At 46.6% G+C, this 16,847-nt stretch carries 12 protein-coding genes; 1 reads left to right on the top strand and 11 read right to left on the bottom strand.

Annotated features, from left to right (window positions below; genetic code table 11):
• Positions 1–62 precede the first annotated feature (62 nt).
• The 9 genes from recA to yfmF all read right to left on the bottom strand — a co-directional run bounded on the left by recA (position 63) and on the right by yfmF (position 10,039).
• The gene (gene recA / locus ABXR35_RS05565; protein WP_367056600.1) at positions 63–1,130 is read right to left on the bottom strand and encodes a recombinase RecA; all 1,068 of its coding nucleotides are present in this window, start codon (positions 1,128–1,130) and stop codon (positions 63–65) included.
• A gap of 315 nt (positions 1,131–1,445) precedes the next feature.
• Complete coding sequence (locus ABXR35_RS05560; protein ID WP_367056597.1) at positions 1,446–2,744, bottom strand: competence/damage-inducible protein A; 1,299 nt, start codon at positions 2,742–2,744, stop codon at positions 1,446–1,448.
• A gap of 169 nt (positions 2,745–2,913) precedes the next feature.
• A complete protein-coding gene (gene pgsA / locus ABXR35_RS05555; protein ID WP_367056594.1) occupies positions 2,914–3,504 on the bottom strand; it encodes a CDP-diacylglycerol--glycerol-3-phosphate 3-phosphatidyltransferase in 591 nt (196 codons plus the stop codon).
• Positions 3,505–3,636: 132 nt separating this feature from the next.
• A complete protein-coding gene (locus tag ABXR35_RS05550) occupies positions 3,637–4,128 on the bottom strand; it encodes a YajQ family cyclic di-GMP-binding protein (RefSeq protein WP_367056591.1) in 492 nt (163 codons plus the stop codon).
• Positions 4,129–4,361: 233 nt separating this feature from the next.
• Entirely contained in the window at positions 4,362–5,456 is a 1,095-nt protein-coding gene (locus ABXR35_RS05545) for a helix-turn-helix domain-containing protein (protein ID WP_367056588.1), read from the bottom strand.
• 58 nt (positions 5,457–5,514) lie between these two features.
• Entirely contained in the window at positions 5,515–6,288 is a 774-nt protein-coding gene (locus ABXR35_RS05540; protein ID WP_367061196.1) for a DUF3388 domain-containing protein, read from the bottom strand.
• Between the two features lie 413 nt (positions 6,289–6,701).
• Complete coding sequence (gene ymfI / locus ABXR35_RS05535; RefSeq protein ID WP_367056585.1) at positions 6,702–7,472, bottom strand: elongation factor P 5-aminopentanone reductase; 771 nt, start codon at positions 7,470–7,472, stop codon at positions 6,702–6,704.
• On the bottom strand, positions 7,469–8,752 hold the full coding sequence (gene yfmH / locus ABXR35_RS05530) for an EF-P 5-aminopentanol modification-associated protein YfmH (RefSeq protein ID WP_367056582.1): 1,284 nt from the start codon (positions 8,750–8,752) through the stop codon (positions 7,469–7,471). Before yfmH ends, ymfI begins: the two co-directional genes overlap by 4 nt.
• 3 nt (positions 8,753–8,755) lie before the next feature.
• Positions 8,756–10,039 (bottom strand): EF-P 5-aminopentanol modification-associated protein YfmF, encoded by a 1,284-nt coding sequence (gene yfmF / locus ABXR35_RS05525; protein ID WP_367056579.1) that lies wholly within the window; start codon positions 10,037–10,039, stop codon positions 8,756–8,758.
• A gap of 406 nt (positions 10,040–10,445) precedes the next feature.
• Here yfmF and ABXR35_RS05520 point away from each other — a divergent pair, with 406 nt between their 5' ends.
• Positions 10,446–11,531: a stalk domain-containing protein gene (locus ABXR35_RS05520; RefSeq protein WP_367056576.1), complete on the top strand. Its 1,086-nt coding sequence runs from the start codon at positions 10,446–10,448 to the stop codon at positions 11,529–11,531.
• 175 nt (positions 11,532–11,706) lie between these two features.
• Here the strand turns inward: ABXR35_RS05520 and ABXR35_RS05515 are convergent, their stop codons facing one another.
• Positions 11,707–14,568, bottom strand: coding sequence for an FtsK/SpoIIIE family DNA translocase (locus ABXR35_RS05515; protein ID WP_367056573.1), 2,862 nt, complete (start codon positions 14,566–14,568; stop codon positions 11,707–11,709).
• Positions 14,569–14,747: 179 nt separating this feature from the next.
• Positions 14,748–16,430 carry a ribonuclease J gene (locus tag ABXR35_RS05510; RefSeq protein ID WP_367056570.1) on the bottom strand — a complete coding sequence of 561 codons (1,683 nt, stop codon included), beginning with the start codon at positions 16,428–16,430 and terminating at the stop codon, positions 14,748–14,750.
• Positions 16,431–16,847 lie beyond the last annotated feature (417 nt).

The raw sequence follows: 16,847 nt of genomic DNA, 5'->3' as shown, positions 1-16,847 counted from the left end.
GATTGGCTGTATTGATTTGCTCTATCCGAAATATCCAGATAACAGAACCTGCAATGACTACATTACTCAGTTGCTTCCGAGAACAGTTCTTGTTCTTCGAGTTCTTCTTTGCGTTTTTGATCATCCGAAGGAGATTCCACCAACGTACTCAGGTTGCTCAGTTCGCGAATTCTGTTTTCGATCACGAGGGAGATTTGCGGATTTTCTTTCAGGAACTGCTTCGCATTCTCTCTACCTTGACCCATACGTTCGCCATCATACGAATACCAAGCACCACTTTTATTAACGATATCTTTTTCCGTACCGATATCGATCAAGCTACCTTCTTTGGAGATACCTTCACCATACATGATGTCGATCTCTGCTTGTTTAAATGGAGGTGCCACTTTGTTTTTCACAACTTTGATACGTGTACGGTTACCGACGATATCGTTACCGTTTTTGATAGCTTCAATACGACGCACATCAAGACGTACCGTAGAGTAGAACTTCAAGGCACGACCGCCTGGTGTTGTTTCCGGGTTACCGAACATAACGCCGACTTTTTCACGCAGCTGGTTGATGAAGATTGTAATTGTTTTCGATTTGCTGATTGCACCAGACAGTTTGCGCAATGCCTGCGACATCAGACGTGCTTGCAAACCGACGTGGGAATCACCCATTTCGCCTTCGATCTCTGCTTTTGGCACCAGTGCCGCTACAGAGTCGATAACGATAATGTCGACTGCACCACTGCGTACGAGAGCTTCAGCGATTTCCAGACCTTGTTCACCCGTATCCGGTTGGGAAAGCAGCAGCTCATCGATGTTTACGCCCAGGTTTTTAGCATATTGCGGGTCCAGCGCGTGCTCAGCATCAATAAATGCTGCTTGACCGCCAGCTTTTTGTACTTCTGCAACAGCGTGCAGAGCAACGGTAGTTTTACCTGAAGATTCAGGTCCATATATTTCAACGATCCGACCTCTTGGCATTCCGCCTGTTCCCAAAGCAATATCCAGAGCAATCGATCCACTTGGTACAACTTCAACTTGCATATGCGTAGATTCCCCGAGTTTCATAACGGAACCTTTACCGAATTGTTTCTCTATTTGACGAAGCGCCATATCCAGCGCAGCACGACGATCTGACAATCAGCTCACATCCTTCTCAATGTTTATAAACTAATTATACTGCAATTTTCGCATTTTGCCAAGCTTTTTTCGAACATATATTCGTCTTTTTGCAGCCCTCCATTCGTTATATACCAAATTTTGTAAATTGTGAACGCAATACAAAATGGCAACTTTTTTGAACTGTTTTGTGCGGCCGTTATGTAAGAATTACATGTTTTTATCCCATATGAAACAAAAAACCGCAGCAAAGGTTTGCTGCGGTTCTTCCGGCTAGAGTGATCATAGCATAGCTATATAGGATCTGCAAGCCCGTAGACTGTCTGTAATGGACGTTTATCCTCTTTGACCTGTCAAGCCAAGCTGTTCCTCCTGAAGCTCTTTGAGGCGAAGCCAGAGCCGATACATGATACTCTTCGCTGAACGGATGCGAATTGCTTCGCGGTTGCCTTTTAAATTCAGCTGCCACACTTGGGTATCGCGATTACGTTCGGCAAGCGCTACATATACGAGACCGACCGGCTTGCGCTCGGATGAGCCTGGACCTGCCACTCCGGTTACGGCAACGGCAAAATCAGTATCCAGAATCTTACGCGCTTCCTGCGCCATCAATTCTGCCACTTCTTCGCTCACTGCTCCTGGCGCATTCTCGCCTTCCAGCAACTCATGCGGAATTTGAAGCAGTTGCTCCTTCATTTCGTTGGAGTACGATACGATCCCACCCATGAAGACGAGCGCACTGCCCGGTACTCTGGTGAGATTTTCCATAATTAGACCGCCCGTGCAGCTTTCTGCCGCTGCCAGCGTCAATTTCATACCTGTCATCATCTGCAAAATCTGCTGCTCAATACGAATGTCCTGATCAGCATACATATGATCTGGCAGACGATCCCGAATGACCGCCTCCATCGCCTTCAGTTTTTCCATCGCCTGCTTCTCATCCGGTGCTTTGGTTGTGAGACGAATCGTCACCTCGGCTTCCTTGGCATAAGGCGCAATCGTTGGATCGGTTTGAGCACTAATCAAATCCAGTAGCGCATCCTCCAGTGCCGACTCACCAATACCTGCAAATTTCAGCATTTTGGAATAGATCGGGTATTCACCGGACAATACATTTGTCAGCAGCCAAGGCACCGCTTGCTGCTCGAACATCGGCTTCAATTCCTTCGGTGGACCTGGCAGTACAACATAATGCTTATCGTCCTGACTGATAGCAATACCCACGGCAAGACCGACTTCGTTGTCAAGTGGGTGGCTGTGCTCCAGAATGATTGCCTGACGGCGATTATTTTCCGTCATTGGCTTATCGCGTCCCTCAAAGAACTTCTCGATTTTTTGCATCGCTTCTGGATAAATGTGCAGGGAACGTCCTAGTACTTCACCCAACGCATCTTTGGTCAGATCATCCTGTGTGGGACCAATTCCGCCGGAAAATACGACCACATCCGCACGGCTGCTTGCCAGCTCGATTGCCTGCTTCAATCGATTCAAATTATCTCCCACAACGGTCTGGTAGTACACATCAATGCCCAAATAGGACAGTTGCTGAGACAGGTATTGCGCATTCGTATTTGTAATTTGACCGAGCAGTAGCTCAGTACCAACGGCGATAATTTCTGCTTTGACGGCTTTCATGATTGTATCCTCCCTTAGATGAATATAATGCGGAAATATATCACAGAAAAAGACAATAGAGCGCTCCCTATTGCCTTCACTGCTGCTTCTTCTCATTTCCTGGTGCAGATGACAACGATCTGTTGACAGACCATGTTGTCATCGGCTGGAAGCTTATGCTCACCATTAATCAGGAATTGTGAAAATGAAGCAATTTTTTATTTTTGAGGAAATAATCGATACCGGAATACAAGGTAATTAATGTAGCTACCCAGATCGCGATATCGGCAAATGGAAAACCAATGAATGCAAATGGGAAATTGTTAATCATCAGCGCGATAATTGCCACGATCTGAGTGATGGTTTTTGCTTTGCCCCAGTTGCTTGCGGCAACGACAGAGCCTTCCAACAGTGCAATCTGACGCAGACCGGTAATAGCAAATTCGCGGAAGATGATAATGATTGCCATCCACGCTGCACATTTACCGAGCGACACAAGCGAGATCAGCGCTGCCGATACGAGCAGCTTATCTGCCAATGGGTCCAGCAGCTTACCTAGATTGGTCACCAGATTGCGACTACGCGCAATATGCCCGTCAATCCCATCCGTACTTGCGGCAACAATGAAAATGAATGCCGCAATCAGATCATTGTAGCTCACCTGAAAAGAACTGCCGATATGCAGCGTCTGCTCGCCAAAAGGAAAATTCACCAGCAAGAACAGCATCATGACCGGCACAAGCGCAATGCGGGCCATCGTGATTTGGTTTGGCAGATTCACAGTGTACCTCCTACGCTGATTCCAGCACCATGGTTCAGCCGCTTATATGTACCTGCGCCCGACCGTATTTTGTTTATCAACATCAACGTGCAGCCTCCATCCGCCCTGTAACAAAACCGTTACATGCCATTGTTATTTCAGGTTTGTAAATTGAAGATCGAGCGGCAGATCCGCTTTACGGAGCAATTGCATAATGGCTTGCAGATCATCACGATTTTTGCCAGTGACGCGGATTTGATCGCCCTGAATCTGGCTTTTCACTTTTAGTTTCGAATCACGAATCAAAATATTGATTTTTTTCGCATTCTCTTGATCAATACCCTGTTTCAGTTTGAGGCGTTGACGAACTGTCCCCATCGAAGCAGGTTCGACTTTTTCGTACTCGATATTTTTGATCGGCAGACCGCGTTTGACCATTTTGGATTGTAACACATCGATCAGCGCGCCCAATTTGTAATCATCATCCGACACCAGTACTAGCGTTTCCTTTTCCAGTGTCAGTGTACTTTTGCTGCCTTTAAAATCAAAACGGCTACCAATTTCCTTTTCCGTTTGAGTGATTGCGTTGGTCATTTCCTGCATATCCATTTTGGATACGATATCAAATGAATTTTCAGAAGCCACAGAAGTCTCCCCCTTTAGTCAAATTATAGGTGATATTGGTGTGCAAGTCTAATGCGATAGCGGTGATACTGATGAGTACATTCTGATAATGCTATGATGCGCAACTCTTACTCGTCTATGGTTATTAACCATATGTGTATAGGAATATATCCATTGCAGAAAGGATATGAACTCGCAAAAGGACATCCGGTTCCGCCGCAGCGGAGATAAGGGATGTCCTTTTGCGATTGTTATCAGTTGCTGCTGGATGTCGAGTCAGTGGTTGTACCTTCCGTGCTGTCCGTGGATGTGGACGTACCGTCGGTCGTACCTGTCGCATCGGTTGTACCGGAAGTTGCATCCGTTGTCGGTGCTTCTTTTACCAGTTTTAGTACGATACGAGAAGTTGCTTTACCATCTGTGATCGGCTGACCATTGATCGTAATGTTGGTTGCTCTCGAATTACCGGATTTGATGTACAGACCGGAATCCGTCAGATCGTAAGACAGGTTTTGTCCACTTTCCGTATTGTTGAAGAACAGACGCTCCCCACTGGAATCAGCAGATTTGTACACTTCTAGCCAGCTTTGTCCTGTGGCTGCAATATTTACTTTCAATGTGTCAGAACCAGTATAGTTCACGTTGAAAATCGTATTGCGTCCTTCTTTGCCACTTTCGCTAACAACTGGCGTGGACGAAGCATCCGTTGTACCTGTTTCCGTTGTCGGCGTTTCGCCATTCGTCGCTTCTGGATCGGTTCCTTCGGTTGTACCTGTGCTTTCTGGATTCTCCGTTGTACCTGTGGATTCACCATTTTGTTCTGTACCTGCACCGGATGGCGTTTGCGTAGTACCGCCGTTTCCACCTGTTGCTGGTGGTGTCGTTGTACCGGATGTATTGTTAGGCTGCTCCTGTTGACCGCTCGCACTTTCGTTAATGTTTGGTGAGGAATTTTGATTAATAACAAAAATCCATACCAGCACAAGGATCAAAATTGGGAATACCCACATCAAAATGGTAGACAGCAGTTTGCCACTGCGTCCTGCTGCTGCCGCATTGCGTCGTGCTGCTCTACGCGGTTGAGCGACTGGTTCCATAACTGGCTCTGGTTCTGGCTCCGGCACTACATCCTGATGTTCCTGCAGCAGCTCATCCGGGCTAATGCCGACAGCCTCTGCATAAGTTTTGATAAAAGCCCGAACGTAAAAACTTCCGGGAAGCACCTTGAAATCACCCGCTTCGATGGCCTCCAAGTAGCGCTTGCGTATTTTGGTCATTTCTTGCACGTCATCGAGCGATAAACCCCGTGCAAGGCGGGCGTCCCGTAACTGGCGACCCAGATCTGACATACGATTACCTCCTGATTAGATTGTTTTATCACATAAAGACAGAGCTTTATTGGTCATGTTAGATATCATCTGTGTACGTTTCCGTGAATGTATCATAGACGATCTCTTCATCTGGATTGTTGCGCAATTCGATAATAATGTCGAAATCGCTATAATCATAATCCGATTCCCGTACAAAGATATCGGGATGCTCGATTACCTTCGTACTCGGCATCTGCATAATATCCTGTAGCAGCTGATAATGGCGTTCATTGGATCGGATCGTACTTACGATACCGTCGATAATAAACACATTGCCATGACTCATTTCCTCTTCGGACAACTGACTGCGTACAGTTTGACGCAGCAGTGTAGACGAGACAAATGTCCAGCGCTTCATCGCACATACACTACCCGCAATGATCGACTCTGTTTTACCGACGCGCGGCATTCCGCGCAGACCGATAATCTGATTACCTTCGCGTTTGAACACTTCACCGAGAAAATCGACCAAGAGACCGAGTTCATCGCGTGTAAAGCGAAATGTCTTTTTGTCGTCAGAATCGCGTTCGATATAACGACCATGACGTACAGCCAGAATATCGACTAGCTTCGGTTGACGCAGCGCCGTGATCGTAATGTTGGTCACTTTTGCCAGCATATCGCCGAGCAGTACGATTTTCTCATCATCGTCGGATTCAAGCAGCATACCACGCGTTTTGCCTTCCACCCCGTTGATGGTGCGAATATTGACGTTAAGCATACCAAGCAGAGACGCCACATCCCCAAGTAAGCCAGGACGGTTTTTATGTATCCTGTACTCCAAATACCATTGTTTTGCTTCCGGATTCACCTGTTTTGCTTCCACGTTCACCTCGAACCTTTCCTCCCGTTATCATGCGGACGCATCCGCGCGGGCATTTCATATATGTGATTTCACTCATCATAAATGTACTGCATGAAGGGCTGACTAGCAGCCATATAATAAAAAGCGGCTGATCATGTACATGACTTCAGCCTGCTGCGAACTTCACGTCTTTAACATGTTAATGATATATAAAATGATATAGAAAGGCAAGAAGCGAAAGAAAACAACTTTTTAACCGGATCATTATGGTTGGCAATGACGATCCGCTTGCCTCTGCACATGCCTTACTCGCAATACAACACTGTGTATCATTCACTGACTACAATGAATAGAAGCTTCACTGTACACCGAGGTACCGAAGCTTCTGTTTGAAGGAATGAACATGAAGCAGCTCTCCGTTACGTTACCCAGCCGCCGTTCGGACTAACCACCTGTCCCGTCATATAGCCAGATTCTGGCAAGGACAAAAAGTACACCATCGACGCAATCTCATCCGGTTCGGCAATACGTCCGGCGGGAATATCATCTTCCAGCATACGAATCTCATCCTGCTGCAAATGGGAAATCATCTCGGTACGTACCGCACCTGGGGCAATCGCATTAACGGTCACACCAGAAGGCGCCAGCTCTTTGGCAAGGGCTTTGGTAAAAGCATTCACTCCACCTTTACTTGCAGAATATAGCACTTCACATGAAGCACCGGTCATGCCCCATACGCTGGATACGTTAATTATTCGTCCATATTGCTGCCGAATCATATACGGCATAAACACCTGCGAGCAGAAAAAGACAGCTTTCAGATTGGTTGCCATGATATCGTCAAAATCACTCTCCGTCAAATCTGCCAGCATGCCGTAATGTGACATGCCCGCATTATTGACTAAGATATCCGGTTCTAGTCCATGCTGCTCCAGCTTGTCGTGCATACGACGAATCTGCTCCACATCTCGCAAATCCGCCGACACCGTTAATACGCGTACCCCATAATCGAGGCAAGCACGAGCCACTTCATTCGCCTGCTCATGCGACTGACGATAATGAATAATCACATTCATACCTGCCATCGCAAATCGCCGAGCAATGGCGGCGCCGATTCCGCGACTGCCGCCAGTAATCAATACATTCATCTCTGCAAACGGCTTGCTGCCGCCCTGAATGGGTGAGCTCATGGATTAACAACGACCGATACAGCCAGTTGGTCCCAATTAATATGATCACGCAGACGCTGATTGACTTCTTCCAATGTAAGCGATTCGTATACAGGCAATACAGCAAAGAAATCACTATTTTTGAAACGACTGCGCGTAAACTCATGCGCAATACTTTCCGGCGAATTCAGCGCACGCAGATAATTACCGATCCGCTTACGAATCGCACGGTCAAACGCATCTTGGCTAAAGCCTGTTTGCACAATGGCATTGATCTCTTCTTTTAAACGCTTCACGAGCAATTCAGGGTCCTTCGTATCGCCGCCAATCATCGAATACGCATATTCCGCTGTATTGCTATAATCATATCCAAAATCATCCGAAATCAGATCTTCATCGTACAGCTTTTGATACAAGGTCGTACTTGTGCCAAGCAGCAGATCCAACGCCAGCTTGGTTGTCAGATTACGACGCTGCAATTCTTCACCGCCAAAACCGATTTCGGTCTCTTTAAAGCCCATCAGGAACTTCGGTTGGGATACGGGCAGCTTCACTTCATGCCAAGTTTCACCGACAGCATGAGGTTCCGTTTCAAAGTAACGGCTGATCGGTCCCTGCGGCTGAATGTTTTTGGCATCCTGATTGCGGCGTACCTGCTCAATGATTGCTTCTGGATTCACTCCACCTACAACGAACAGCATCATATTAGACGGATGATAAAAAGTGTTATAGCACGTATATAGGGTATCCTTTGTAATTTCGCTGATCGACTCAATCGTACCTGCGATATCGATACGCACCGGATTTTTCTGATACATCGCTTCGATCAGTCCGAAGTATACACGCCAGTCTGGATTATCGCTATACATCTGGATTTCCTGACCGATGATGCCTTTTTCCTTGTTTACATTTTCCTCAGTAAAATATGGATTCTGCACATAATTTAACAGTGTCTCCACATTATCTTCAATCTGCTCGGTTGCCGAGAACAGATACACTGTCTGGTCAAAGCTGGTAAAGGCGTTCGCTGATGCACCTTTGGCAGAAAATTTGGAAAATACGTCTACCCCATCTGGTTCTTCAAACATTTTGTGTTCCAGAAAATGAGCAATGCCGTCCGGTACTTTTACTTCATTCTCACCTTCTACTTGAAAATGGTTGTCTACCGAGCCATAACGCGTTGCATAGGTGGCATAGGTTTTTTGAAAGCCTTCTTTTGGCAGCACATATATTTCCAGTCCATTATTCAGCTTTTCATGATATAACGTTTCCTGCAATTCATCGTAACGTATGCTTTCCATAAATTAAGCCTCCTTTTGCGCAGTCAGGAAATAGATGGTGTCCAGTTCAAGCACTTGTGCTGCTGCTTGAATTTCGTCCGCTGTTACAGCTTCGATTTGTTCTAGCAACTCCTCTACTGGACGCTCTTTATCGGAAAATCGTCCGTTAAAATCATGTCCGATCATCTGATATGCTGAATCACGCGATTCTAAGAAATCATTACGCAGAAGCGCTTTGGTCTGTGCGATCTCAGATTCGGTAATTTGTCCATCCTGCAATATCGACAATTGCTGACGGATAATATCGAGTGCTTTGTTGAAGTTTTCCAGCTCGATCCCCGATTGGATTGTCGTAATCCCTTTGTACGGATCAAAGCGCGAAGCAACATAGTAGGCGAGGCTTTCTTTTTCACGTACATTCATAAACAGCTTGGAATGCGGGAAGCCTCCTAGAACACCATTTGCCACTAATGCCGAGGCATAGCGCTCGTCGCTATAGGTTATCGGCGTGCGAAGTCCCATATTCAGCTTGCCCTGACTTACCTCCATCCGTTCCGTAATCTGCCGAACTTCGGCTACAGCCGGACGTGGAATGGCTGGTGTGTACACAGCGGTTTCGTCTGTGCGATGAATATGGAAGGTACGTCCTACCAATTCGATCACTTCACTCAGCGATGTATCACCCACGACATACAGATCAAGATTGCAGGAAGCTAACCACTGACGATACCAATCGTGCAGCCCTTTGCTATCCCATTCATCCAGAGCATCCAGACGACCCAATGGATTCAAACGATACGGTTCGTCTTTGCACATTTCCTGAATACAGCGCTCTGCTGCATAGCGGATTTTATCGTCAATGACCGATTCCAGACGTTTGCGAACATTTTCGCGTTCTGCCTGTACATATTTGTTACGGAAGACACCGTTTTCCAAAGCTGGACGGGTCAGTGTATCTCCGATAAAGGTCAAACTACGCGCCAGCAATGGCTCATTGCTGCTAACAAAGGAATCATTGATCGTATCCATACGTAGCTGCACCAACTGGTAATCGCCCTTTTTGTATACATCAATACCGAAACCAGCGCCATACATATCTTCCAGCGCTTCACGAAATTGGGTTGTTTCCGGGTACGTTTCACTGCCCCGGCGCAAGATAAAAGGAATAAGTGCGGTCGGTGTAACGGTATCTTCAGCGAGCGGTACTCCCAAATACAGAGAGATCGCGAATGTTTTAAAACGTGTCGTCGGCAGGACGTGCACGCGGATTCCATTGATTTCGCCGTGCTCAAAACCAGTACTGTTCAATGTCAAAACTCCTTTATCCAGATCAATTTGTGTATATCGAATCATGTACATGGACATACATGGATATCAAAGATGCTTTACGTATCATTGTATAACATTCGAATCCGCACAAGCAATGTAACAGCATGAAAATACAGCAAAGGTTCATTTGACTGCTTCTTTGGTCGTAAATATCCATATTCACAATCATGACATTATGATACTGATGACAAAGCTGATTTTTTTCCGCGAAGGTTTTATGTTAGAATCGAATCTCCGGGGCCAATTAGGTCTTCATTATCACAAAATTGGTACCCGCGGGAAAATGAAGCGAAACATTTCTGCTCGGGACACGTCTAAATACATAGGATAATCAGACGGGTCGTCCGCTATCCAAATTTATTAAAAAGGAGTCTGATGAACGAACATGAAACTGAATAAAAAACCTGTAATCATCACTGCCGTGTCCGCTCTGGCTTTGTCTGGAACTATTTTTGCCAACAGTACATACGCTTCGGATGCAACCAAGCAACTCAAAGCGGTGTATGCCAATATCAAAGTGCTGTACAACAACCAGCAGGTGACTGTAGCTGCCAATCAAGAGCCATTTATGATCAACGGTACAACGTATGTACCGCTGCGTGTCCTTGGCGATGCTGTAGGCAAAAAGGTAACATGGAACAATGCAGATAAAAGTGTAACGATCGTCGACACCACTGCTCAAGTTCCACAATCGACGGTTGATTCATTGAATGCGCAAATTCAAAGTCTGCAATTGCAGCTGAACAATGCCACAACCCAAAGCTCTACCAAAGATTCAACGATTACGCAACTGCAAGCACAAGTAACCGATCTGAATTCCCAGATCACCAGCTTGAAAAATCAATTGGCTGACAGCAACTCCAACAGCAGTACCAATGTCAGCACCGAATTGACCAAATTGCAGCGCACACTGAATAACAGTTATGGCGACTACAGAGGTACTGGCGCAGCGATCGAGCTGACTGGCACCAAATCTTCGGTTAAAGTAACGATTCGTGTAAATGAATCCAACTGGAACGATCTGTCCACGACGAACCGCAAAAACCTGTTGCAGGATGTTGTCGATGACATTCTGAACAACAGCACTTTCAAAGATGCTAGCGTAAGTGGTACGGTATATAACAAAAACTCTACGAAACTGGTTGGCTTCACTGTCAACAATAGCGATAGCGTCGTACTGAGTGCTAATATCGATCTGTCTAACGTGCAGAAAGATCTGAACACGAACTATGGTACGTACCGCAATATCAAGCTGAGCATTGAGCTGAGCAACGATAACGACGAGTCCATCGTGTTCCGCGTGTATGCAAACAAAAGCGACTGGAATTCACTCACTGACTATCAAACAACAAGCCTGCTGAGCAGTATTGCTGCTGATATTGATGCAGCTTACAACAACCTTGGCAAAACGATCTACGGCTTTGTTTATGATAGCAATAACAAATCCAGCATCCTGAAACGTTACAACTAATCGTTGATACGGTGATAGACAGGGTGTTTGCATAATAGAATGCTTGGATAACACGAACTACAAATGATCAAATAAAAAGCGGATCAGCCTATACGAGCTGATCCGCTTTTTTCTTGATTTTATAGCTTTATATACGTTTTTCTATACGTATGACTATGCGCAAGTAATATCCAGCTTAACTACCTGTGCCGATCTGGTGATACTGCTCTGGCGAAACCAGCACCTCGCGTGGCTTACTACCTTCGTAAGGACCAACAATACCATGCGCCTCCAGCGAATCGATCAGCCGTGCCGCACGTGTATACCCTACTCGCATCCGGCGCTGCAATAGCGAAACCGATGCTTGCTTGGCTTCGACAACAATTTGGACCGCCTGATCAAACAGCTCGTCTTTTTGCTCATCCATAGCAGCAGCCGAATCGTCGATTTCCGGTACAATATCCTCATTGTACTGGGCTTCGCCTTGACTGCGGCAGTAGTCGACAATCGTCTCAACTTCCTGATCAGACATAAAAGCACCCTGTACACGCACAGGCTTGGATGCGCCCATCGGCATAAACAGCATATCGCCGCGGCCGAGCAGCTTTTCCGCGCCGCCCATATCAAGAATGGTACGGGAATCAATCTGAGATGATACACCAAAGGCGATACGGGATGGAATATTCGCTTTGATTACGCCGGTAATTACATCGACGGACGGACGCTGGGTCGCAATGATAAGGTGAATACCAGCAGCACGCGCCATTTGTGCCAAGCGTGCAATCGCATCCTCTACATCTCCTGCCGCAACCATCATCAGATCCGCCAACTCATCGACAATGACGACGATATAAGGCAGAATCGCATCTGGATTGTCTTTCATCAGATTATTGTAGCCTTCCATATTGCGTGTACCCGATTTGGAAAATAGATCGTACCGCTTTTCCATCTCGACCACGATCTTTTTCAATGCCAGCGAAGCGCGGCGTGGATCGGTCACAACGGGAGCAAGCAAATGAGGAATTCCATTATAAATATTCAATTCGACCATTTTCGGATCGACCATTAGGAATTTGACTTCGTCTGGTTTGGCTTTGTACAGAATACTGGTGATGATACCATTGATACAGACCGATTTACCTGAACCGGTCGCACCAGCTACGAGCAGATGGGGCATTTTTGCCAGATTGCCGATAATCGTCTGTCCCGCAATATCCCGACCAAAGGCGATAGACAGCTTGGCTTCGGAATCATTGAAAATCTGCGTTTCCATGACTTCGCGCATTGTAACCATTGCCACTTCATTGTTCGGCACCTCAATACCGATCGCTGATTTACCGGGAATCGGGGCTTCCATTCGAATATCCTTGGCAGCAAGTGCTAACGCAATATCATCGGTCAAGCCCACAATGCGGCTAACTTTGACACCGACATCTGGTTGAATTTCATATCGTGTTACCGCTGGACCTCGTACGACTTCCAGCACTTTCGCACGAACGCCAAAGCTCTCTAGTGTCGTTTCCAGCTTACGTGCGATTACCATATAGTCATTCTGATCAGCTGCATTACTGCTTACTTTCGGTTTCGCAAGCAGACTGTATGGTGGCAATCGATACGGCTTAGGCGGCGGTGGAGGCGGCGTAGCTGCTTGCTGATCGCCTTCAGCCGCTGCACTTGCATCAGAAGAAGATGCGATATTGGCATCATTCTGTGCAGATTCTACAGCCCCTTCAAGATTAGATGCCAAATGAGCCGATTCAGATGATATAGAATCACTTATAACATCAGAAGGAATCTGATCTTGATCTGTATGCTCAGAATAACTGTCGACTAACGGATAATCATGAATGGAATCAGTAGAACTAACCTCATCCGACTCCCCGTATTCACGCTCTGGCTGATCTGAGCGCTCCGAACGAATCTGTTCAAAGAAATCTCGAATAATCGGTGTGCGATCTGGTACAGCATCGCGCTCAACACCTTCAGTATAAGCAGCCACAGCCTCAGCTGAACCTACAGTATCTCCAGCCTTCGCTGCAAGTGTACCTGTCGCTGGCGCATTATCCCACAGATCGTCTTCATCCGCAATATACATAGAACGAGGCTGCGCGCTTGTTGAAGCCACCACGGAATCTTCCGCAGGGAGACTCGTTTTGGATTTGGAACGACGGCGCGACGGGGTCGTTGAGCGCTCTGGCAGAGCTGCATATACCGTTTCTTCGGCTTCTGTCTCCTCTTCCTCCTGATTGGCACGAGACTTGCGTAACCAGCCAAGCAAGCCTTGACGTGCCTGCCCCTCTTCGTACTCTTCCTCATACGTCTCTGGCTCCTGTGCAGCAAGTTCCTCAGCTTCCGCCAGTTCCAATTCACGTTCCCGACGACGCTCTGCTACCGCTTCACGCGAAGACTGCCATTGTCGTCCGACAGCCGCACCTGCGCCGGAAAGGATATTGCGTCCGTAATCAGCAACTTCCACCACAGACTTTTGCGTAATGAGCATCAGACTGATCATCAACATGACTCCGGCAATTAGCTTTGTACCGATGACACCGAATAGCATCGTTAGCATCCATGTCTGTACAGCGCCGATATAACCACCTGCCTCCTGTCGTGCTGGCAAGGAGCTGAGCTGTTCTGCCGGTACATGAAGCATCACACTTCCTAATGTCATTGTAAAGACAAGCAATACAAGCCCGCTCATGCGACTGTTCCAGCCATGATTCCAGCGTTGACGAAGCATTGTCATCAGACCAATGTACATTCCTACCAGCGGCAGAACAAAGTACACTTTGCCTAAAATAAACGCAGTTATGTAATACAGAAAATGTCCAACAGCAGCCTGTCTGGACAATGCAATAACCGATAAGGTAATCAGGATAATCCCGTAAATTTCATATTTTAATATACTCAAAGCAGGTGCCTTATTGCTTTTGCGCTTACGTCCAGTAGACGATTTGCGCTTGGCACTTTGCGCCGGTTTCCGCGCAGCAGATGGCGCGGACTTCCGGGTTGTTTTGGTTGTCGTTCTGGGCTTCTGGGCTGTTTTCGGCTTAGCCACCTGTTACCACCTCCGATGTGTTATTATAGCATACTCCAACCGCAGATGCCGTACATTTGTTTGCGTTTTGAAACGACAAAACCCCTGCTCCCCGCATGGGACCGTCCAATATACCATGCGGAGAAGCAGGGGCGACTGGTTGCCCTTACTTTTTATTCAAAAAGCACAATGACATGTGCTTACACTTCCATAATGATCGGCAGGATCATCGGTCTGCGGCGTGTCTGTTCGTACAGGAAACGTCCGAGCGCGTCTTTGACGCTAGTTTTCAGGGAAGCCCACTCGTTAACGTTCTCACTCATCAGACGTTGCAATGTGCTTGTTACGATGCGGTTTGCTTCATCCAGCAGACCTTCGGATTCGCGCACATAGACAAAACCACGGGAGATGATGTCCGGACCGGATACGATCTGGCCATTTTGTTTGCTCAGGGTTACGACTACGACCATGATACCGTCTTGAGACAGCAATTTGCGATCGCGCAGTACGATGTTACCTACATCGCCGACACCCAGACCATCGATCAGCACGTTACCGGAAGTGACTTTACCGGCTTTGCGTGCAGCACCGTTAACGATCTCAACTGTGTCACCGATGTCTACGATAAAGATGTTGTTCGGATCTACGCCTGTTGCTTCACCCAGCATCGCATGTCTACGCTGCATCCGGTATTCACCGTGAATCGGGATGAAATATTTAGGTTTCATCAGGTTCAGCATCAGTTTCAGCTCTTCTTGCGAACCGTGACCGGAAACGTGTACGCCAGGGTTTGCACCACTGTAGTATACGTTAGCGCCGAGACGGAACAATTCGTCGATCGTACGACCGATATATTTCTCGTTACCCGGTACCGGCGTTGCCGCGATAATTACACTATCACCTGGCAGGATATCCACCTTACGGTGTGTAGAGCGTGCCATGCGCGTTAAGGCGGACATTGGCTCGCCTTGGCTACCTGTCGACAGGATAACGACACGGTCAGCGGACATTTTGTTTACTTCTTCTGGTTCGATCAGCATGCCATCTGGAATATCCAGATAACCGAGATCGCTAGCAATTCCTACTACGTTAACCATACTGCGACCGATAACGGTAATTTTGCGACCGGTTGCAGCAGCAGCATTTACAACTTGCTGAATGCGGTGAACGTTGGATGCAAATGTCGCTACGACTACACGTTGCGTCGCTTTGCGGAAGATGTCTTCCATCACGATGCCAACGGTTTTCTCAGAAGGTGTGTAGCCTGGGCGGTCAGCGTTTGTACTGTCAGACAACAGTGCCAGTACGCCTTTGGCACCGATCTCAGCCATACGTTGCAGATTAGCAAATTCATTATTAACCGGTGTATGGTCAAATTTGAAGTCACCTGTATGAACAACGTTGCCTTCCGGTGTAGCCAGGCAGACACCCACGGAATCTGGAATACTGTGATTGGTTCGGAAGAAGGTGGCTGTGATGGTGTTACCCAGTTTCACTTCGGAATCTTCATGAATGATGATTCGTTTTGTTTCGCCAAGCAGATTGGCTTCTTTCAGTTTATTCTCTACCAGACCCATAGTCAGGCGAGTACCGTATACCGGTACATTGAGATGTTTCAGAACGTATGGCAGGCCGCCGATGTGGTCTTCATGGCCGTGTGTCAGCAGAATACCGCGTACTTTATCGCGATTTTCTGTCAGGTAGGAAATATCTGGAATGACCATATCGATCCCCAGCATATCTTCCTCAGGGAATTTGAGTCCTGAGTCTACTACGACAATGTCATTTCCGTATTGGATGACATACATGTTTTTACCAATTTCACCGACGCCGCCCAAAGCAAAGATCGTCAGTTTTTCGTTATTTGTGTTTTTTTTGGACAATGGAACTATACCTCCTATAATGTTGGACGCCGTTTTAATATTTATAAACAAAAAGAATTTGTGTTCTACAATAGCATGGTAATAATTTACAAAATCAACTGCAAATGTTGGCTATAACAATACAAACCGGTCCTGTACCAGTTAAAGTATGCAAGAAACCACCATCCGGAAATTTCATATTCTTGCATCGTTTACGAATGTCACGAACACTCTGCCTGACAAAGAATTCTATTCGCAAACTTTTATTACTTTTTTATACCGCACCCAGTCACTTGAGAATATTATACATGATAAAAAAACAAAAACACAAGTCATGTTTGAAACCCGCGGTAACATAAGCAATAAACCCCTTTCATAGCAAGGAAAACCGGTTATGTAGGAAGGCTATTCATCACCTGTTGTGCAGCACACGCTTCA

Source organism: Paenibacillus sp. JQZ6Y-1, from assembly GCF_040719145.1.
Lineage (GTDB): Bacteria > Bacillota > Bacilli > Paenibacillales > Paenibacillaceae > Saccharibacillus > Saccharibacillus kandeliae.
This window is presented reverse-complemented; position numbering and strand designations above follow the sequence as displayed.

Coding starts and splice junctions, on each gene's coding strand:
- ABXR35_RS05520 (WP_367056576.1), top strand. CDS start 10,446: ATGAAACTGAATAAAAAACCTGTAATCATCACTGCCGTGTCCGCTCTG.
- ymfI (WP_367056585.1), bottom strand. CDS start 7,472: ATGAGCTCACCCATTCAGGGCGGCAGCAAGCCGTTTGCAGAGATGAAT.
- yfmH (WP_367056582.1), bottom strand. CDS start 8,752: ATGGAAAGCATACGTTACGATGAATTGCAGGAAACGTTATATCATGAA.
- ABXR35_RS05560 (WP_367056597.1), bottom strand. CDS start 2,744: ATGAAAGCCGTCAAAGCAGAAATTATCGCCGTTGGTACTGAGCTACTG.
- ABXR35_RS05545 (WP_367056588.1), bottom strand. CDS start 5,456: ATGTCAGATCTGGGTCGCCAGTTACGGGACGCCCGCCTTGCACGGGGT.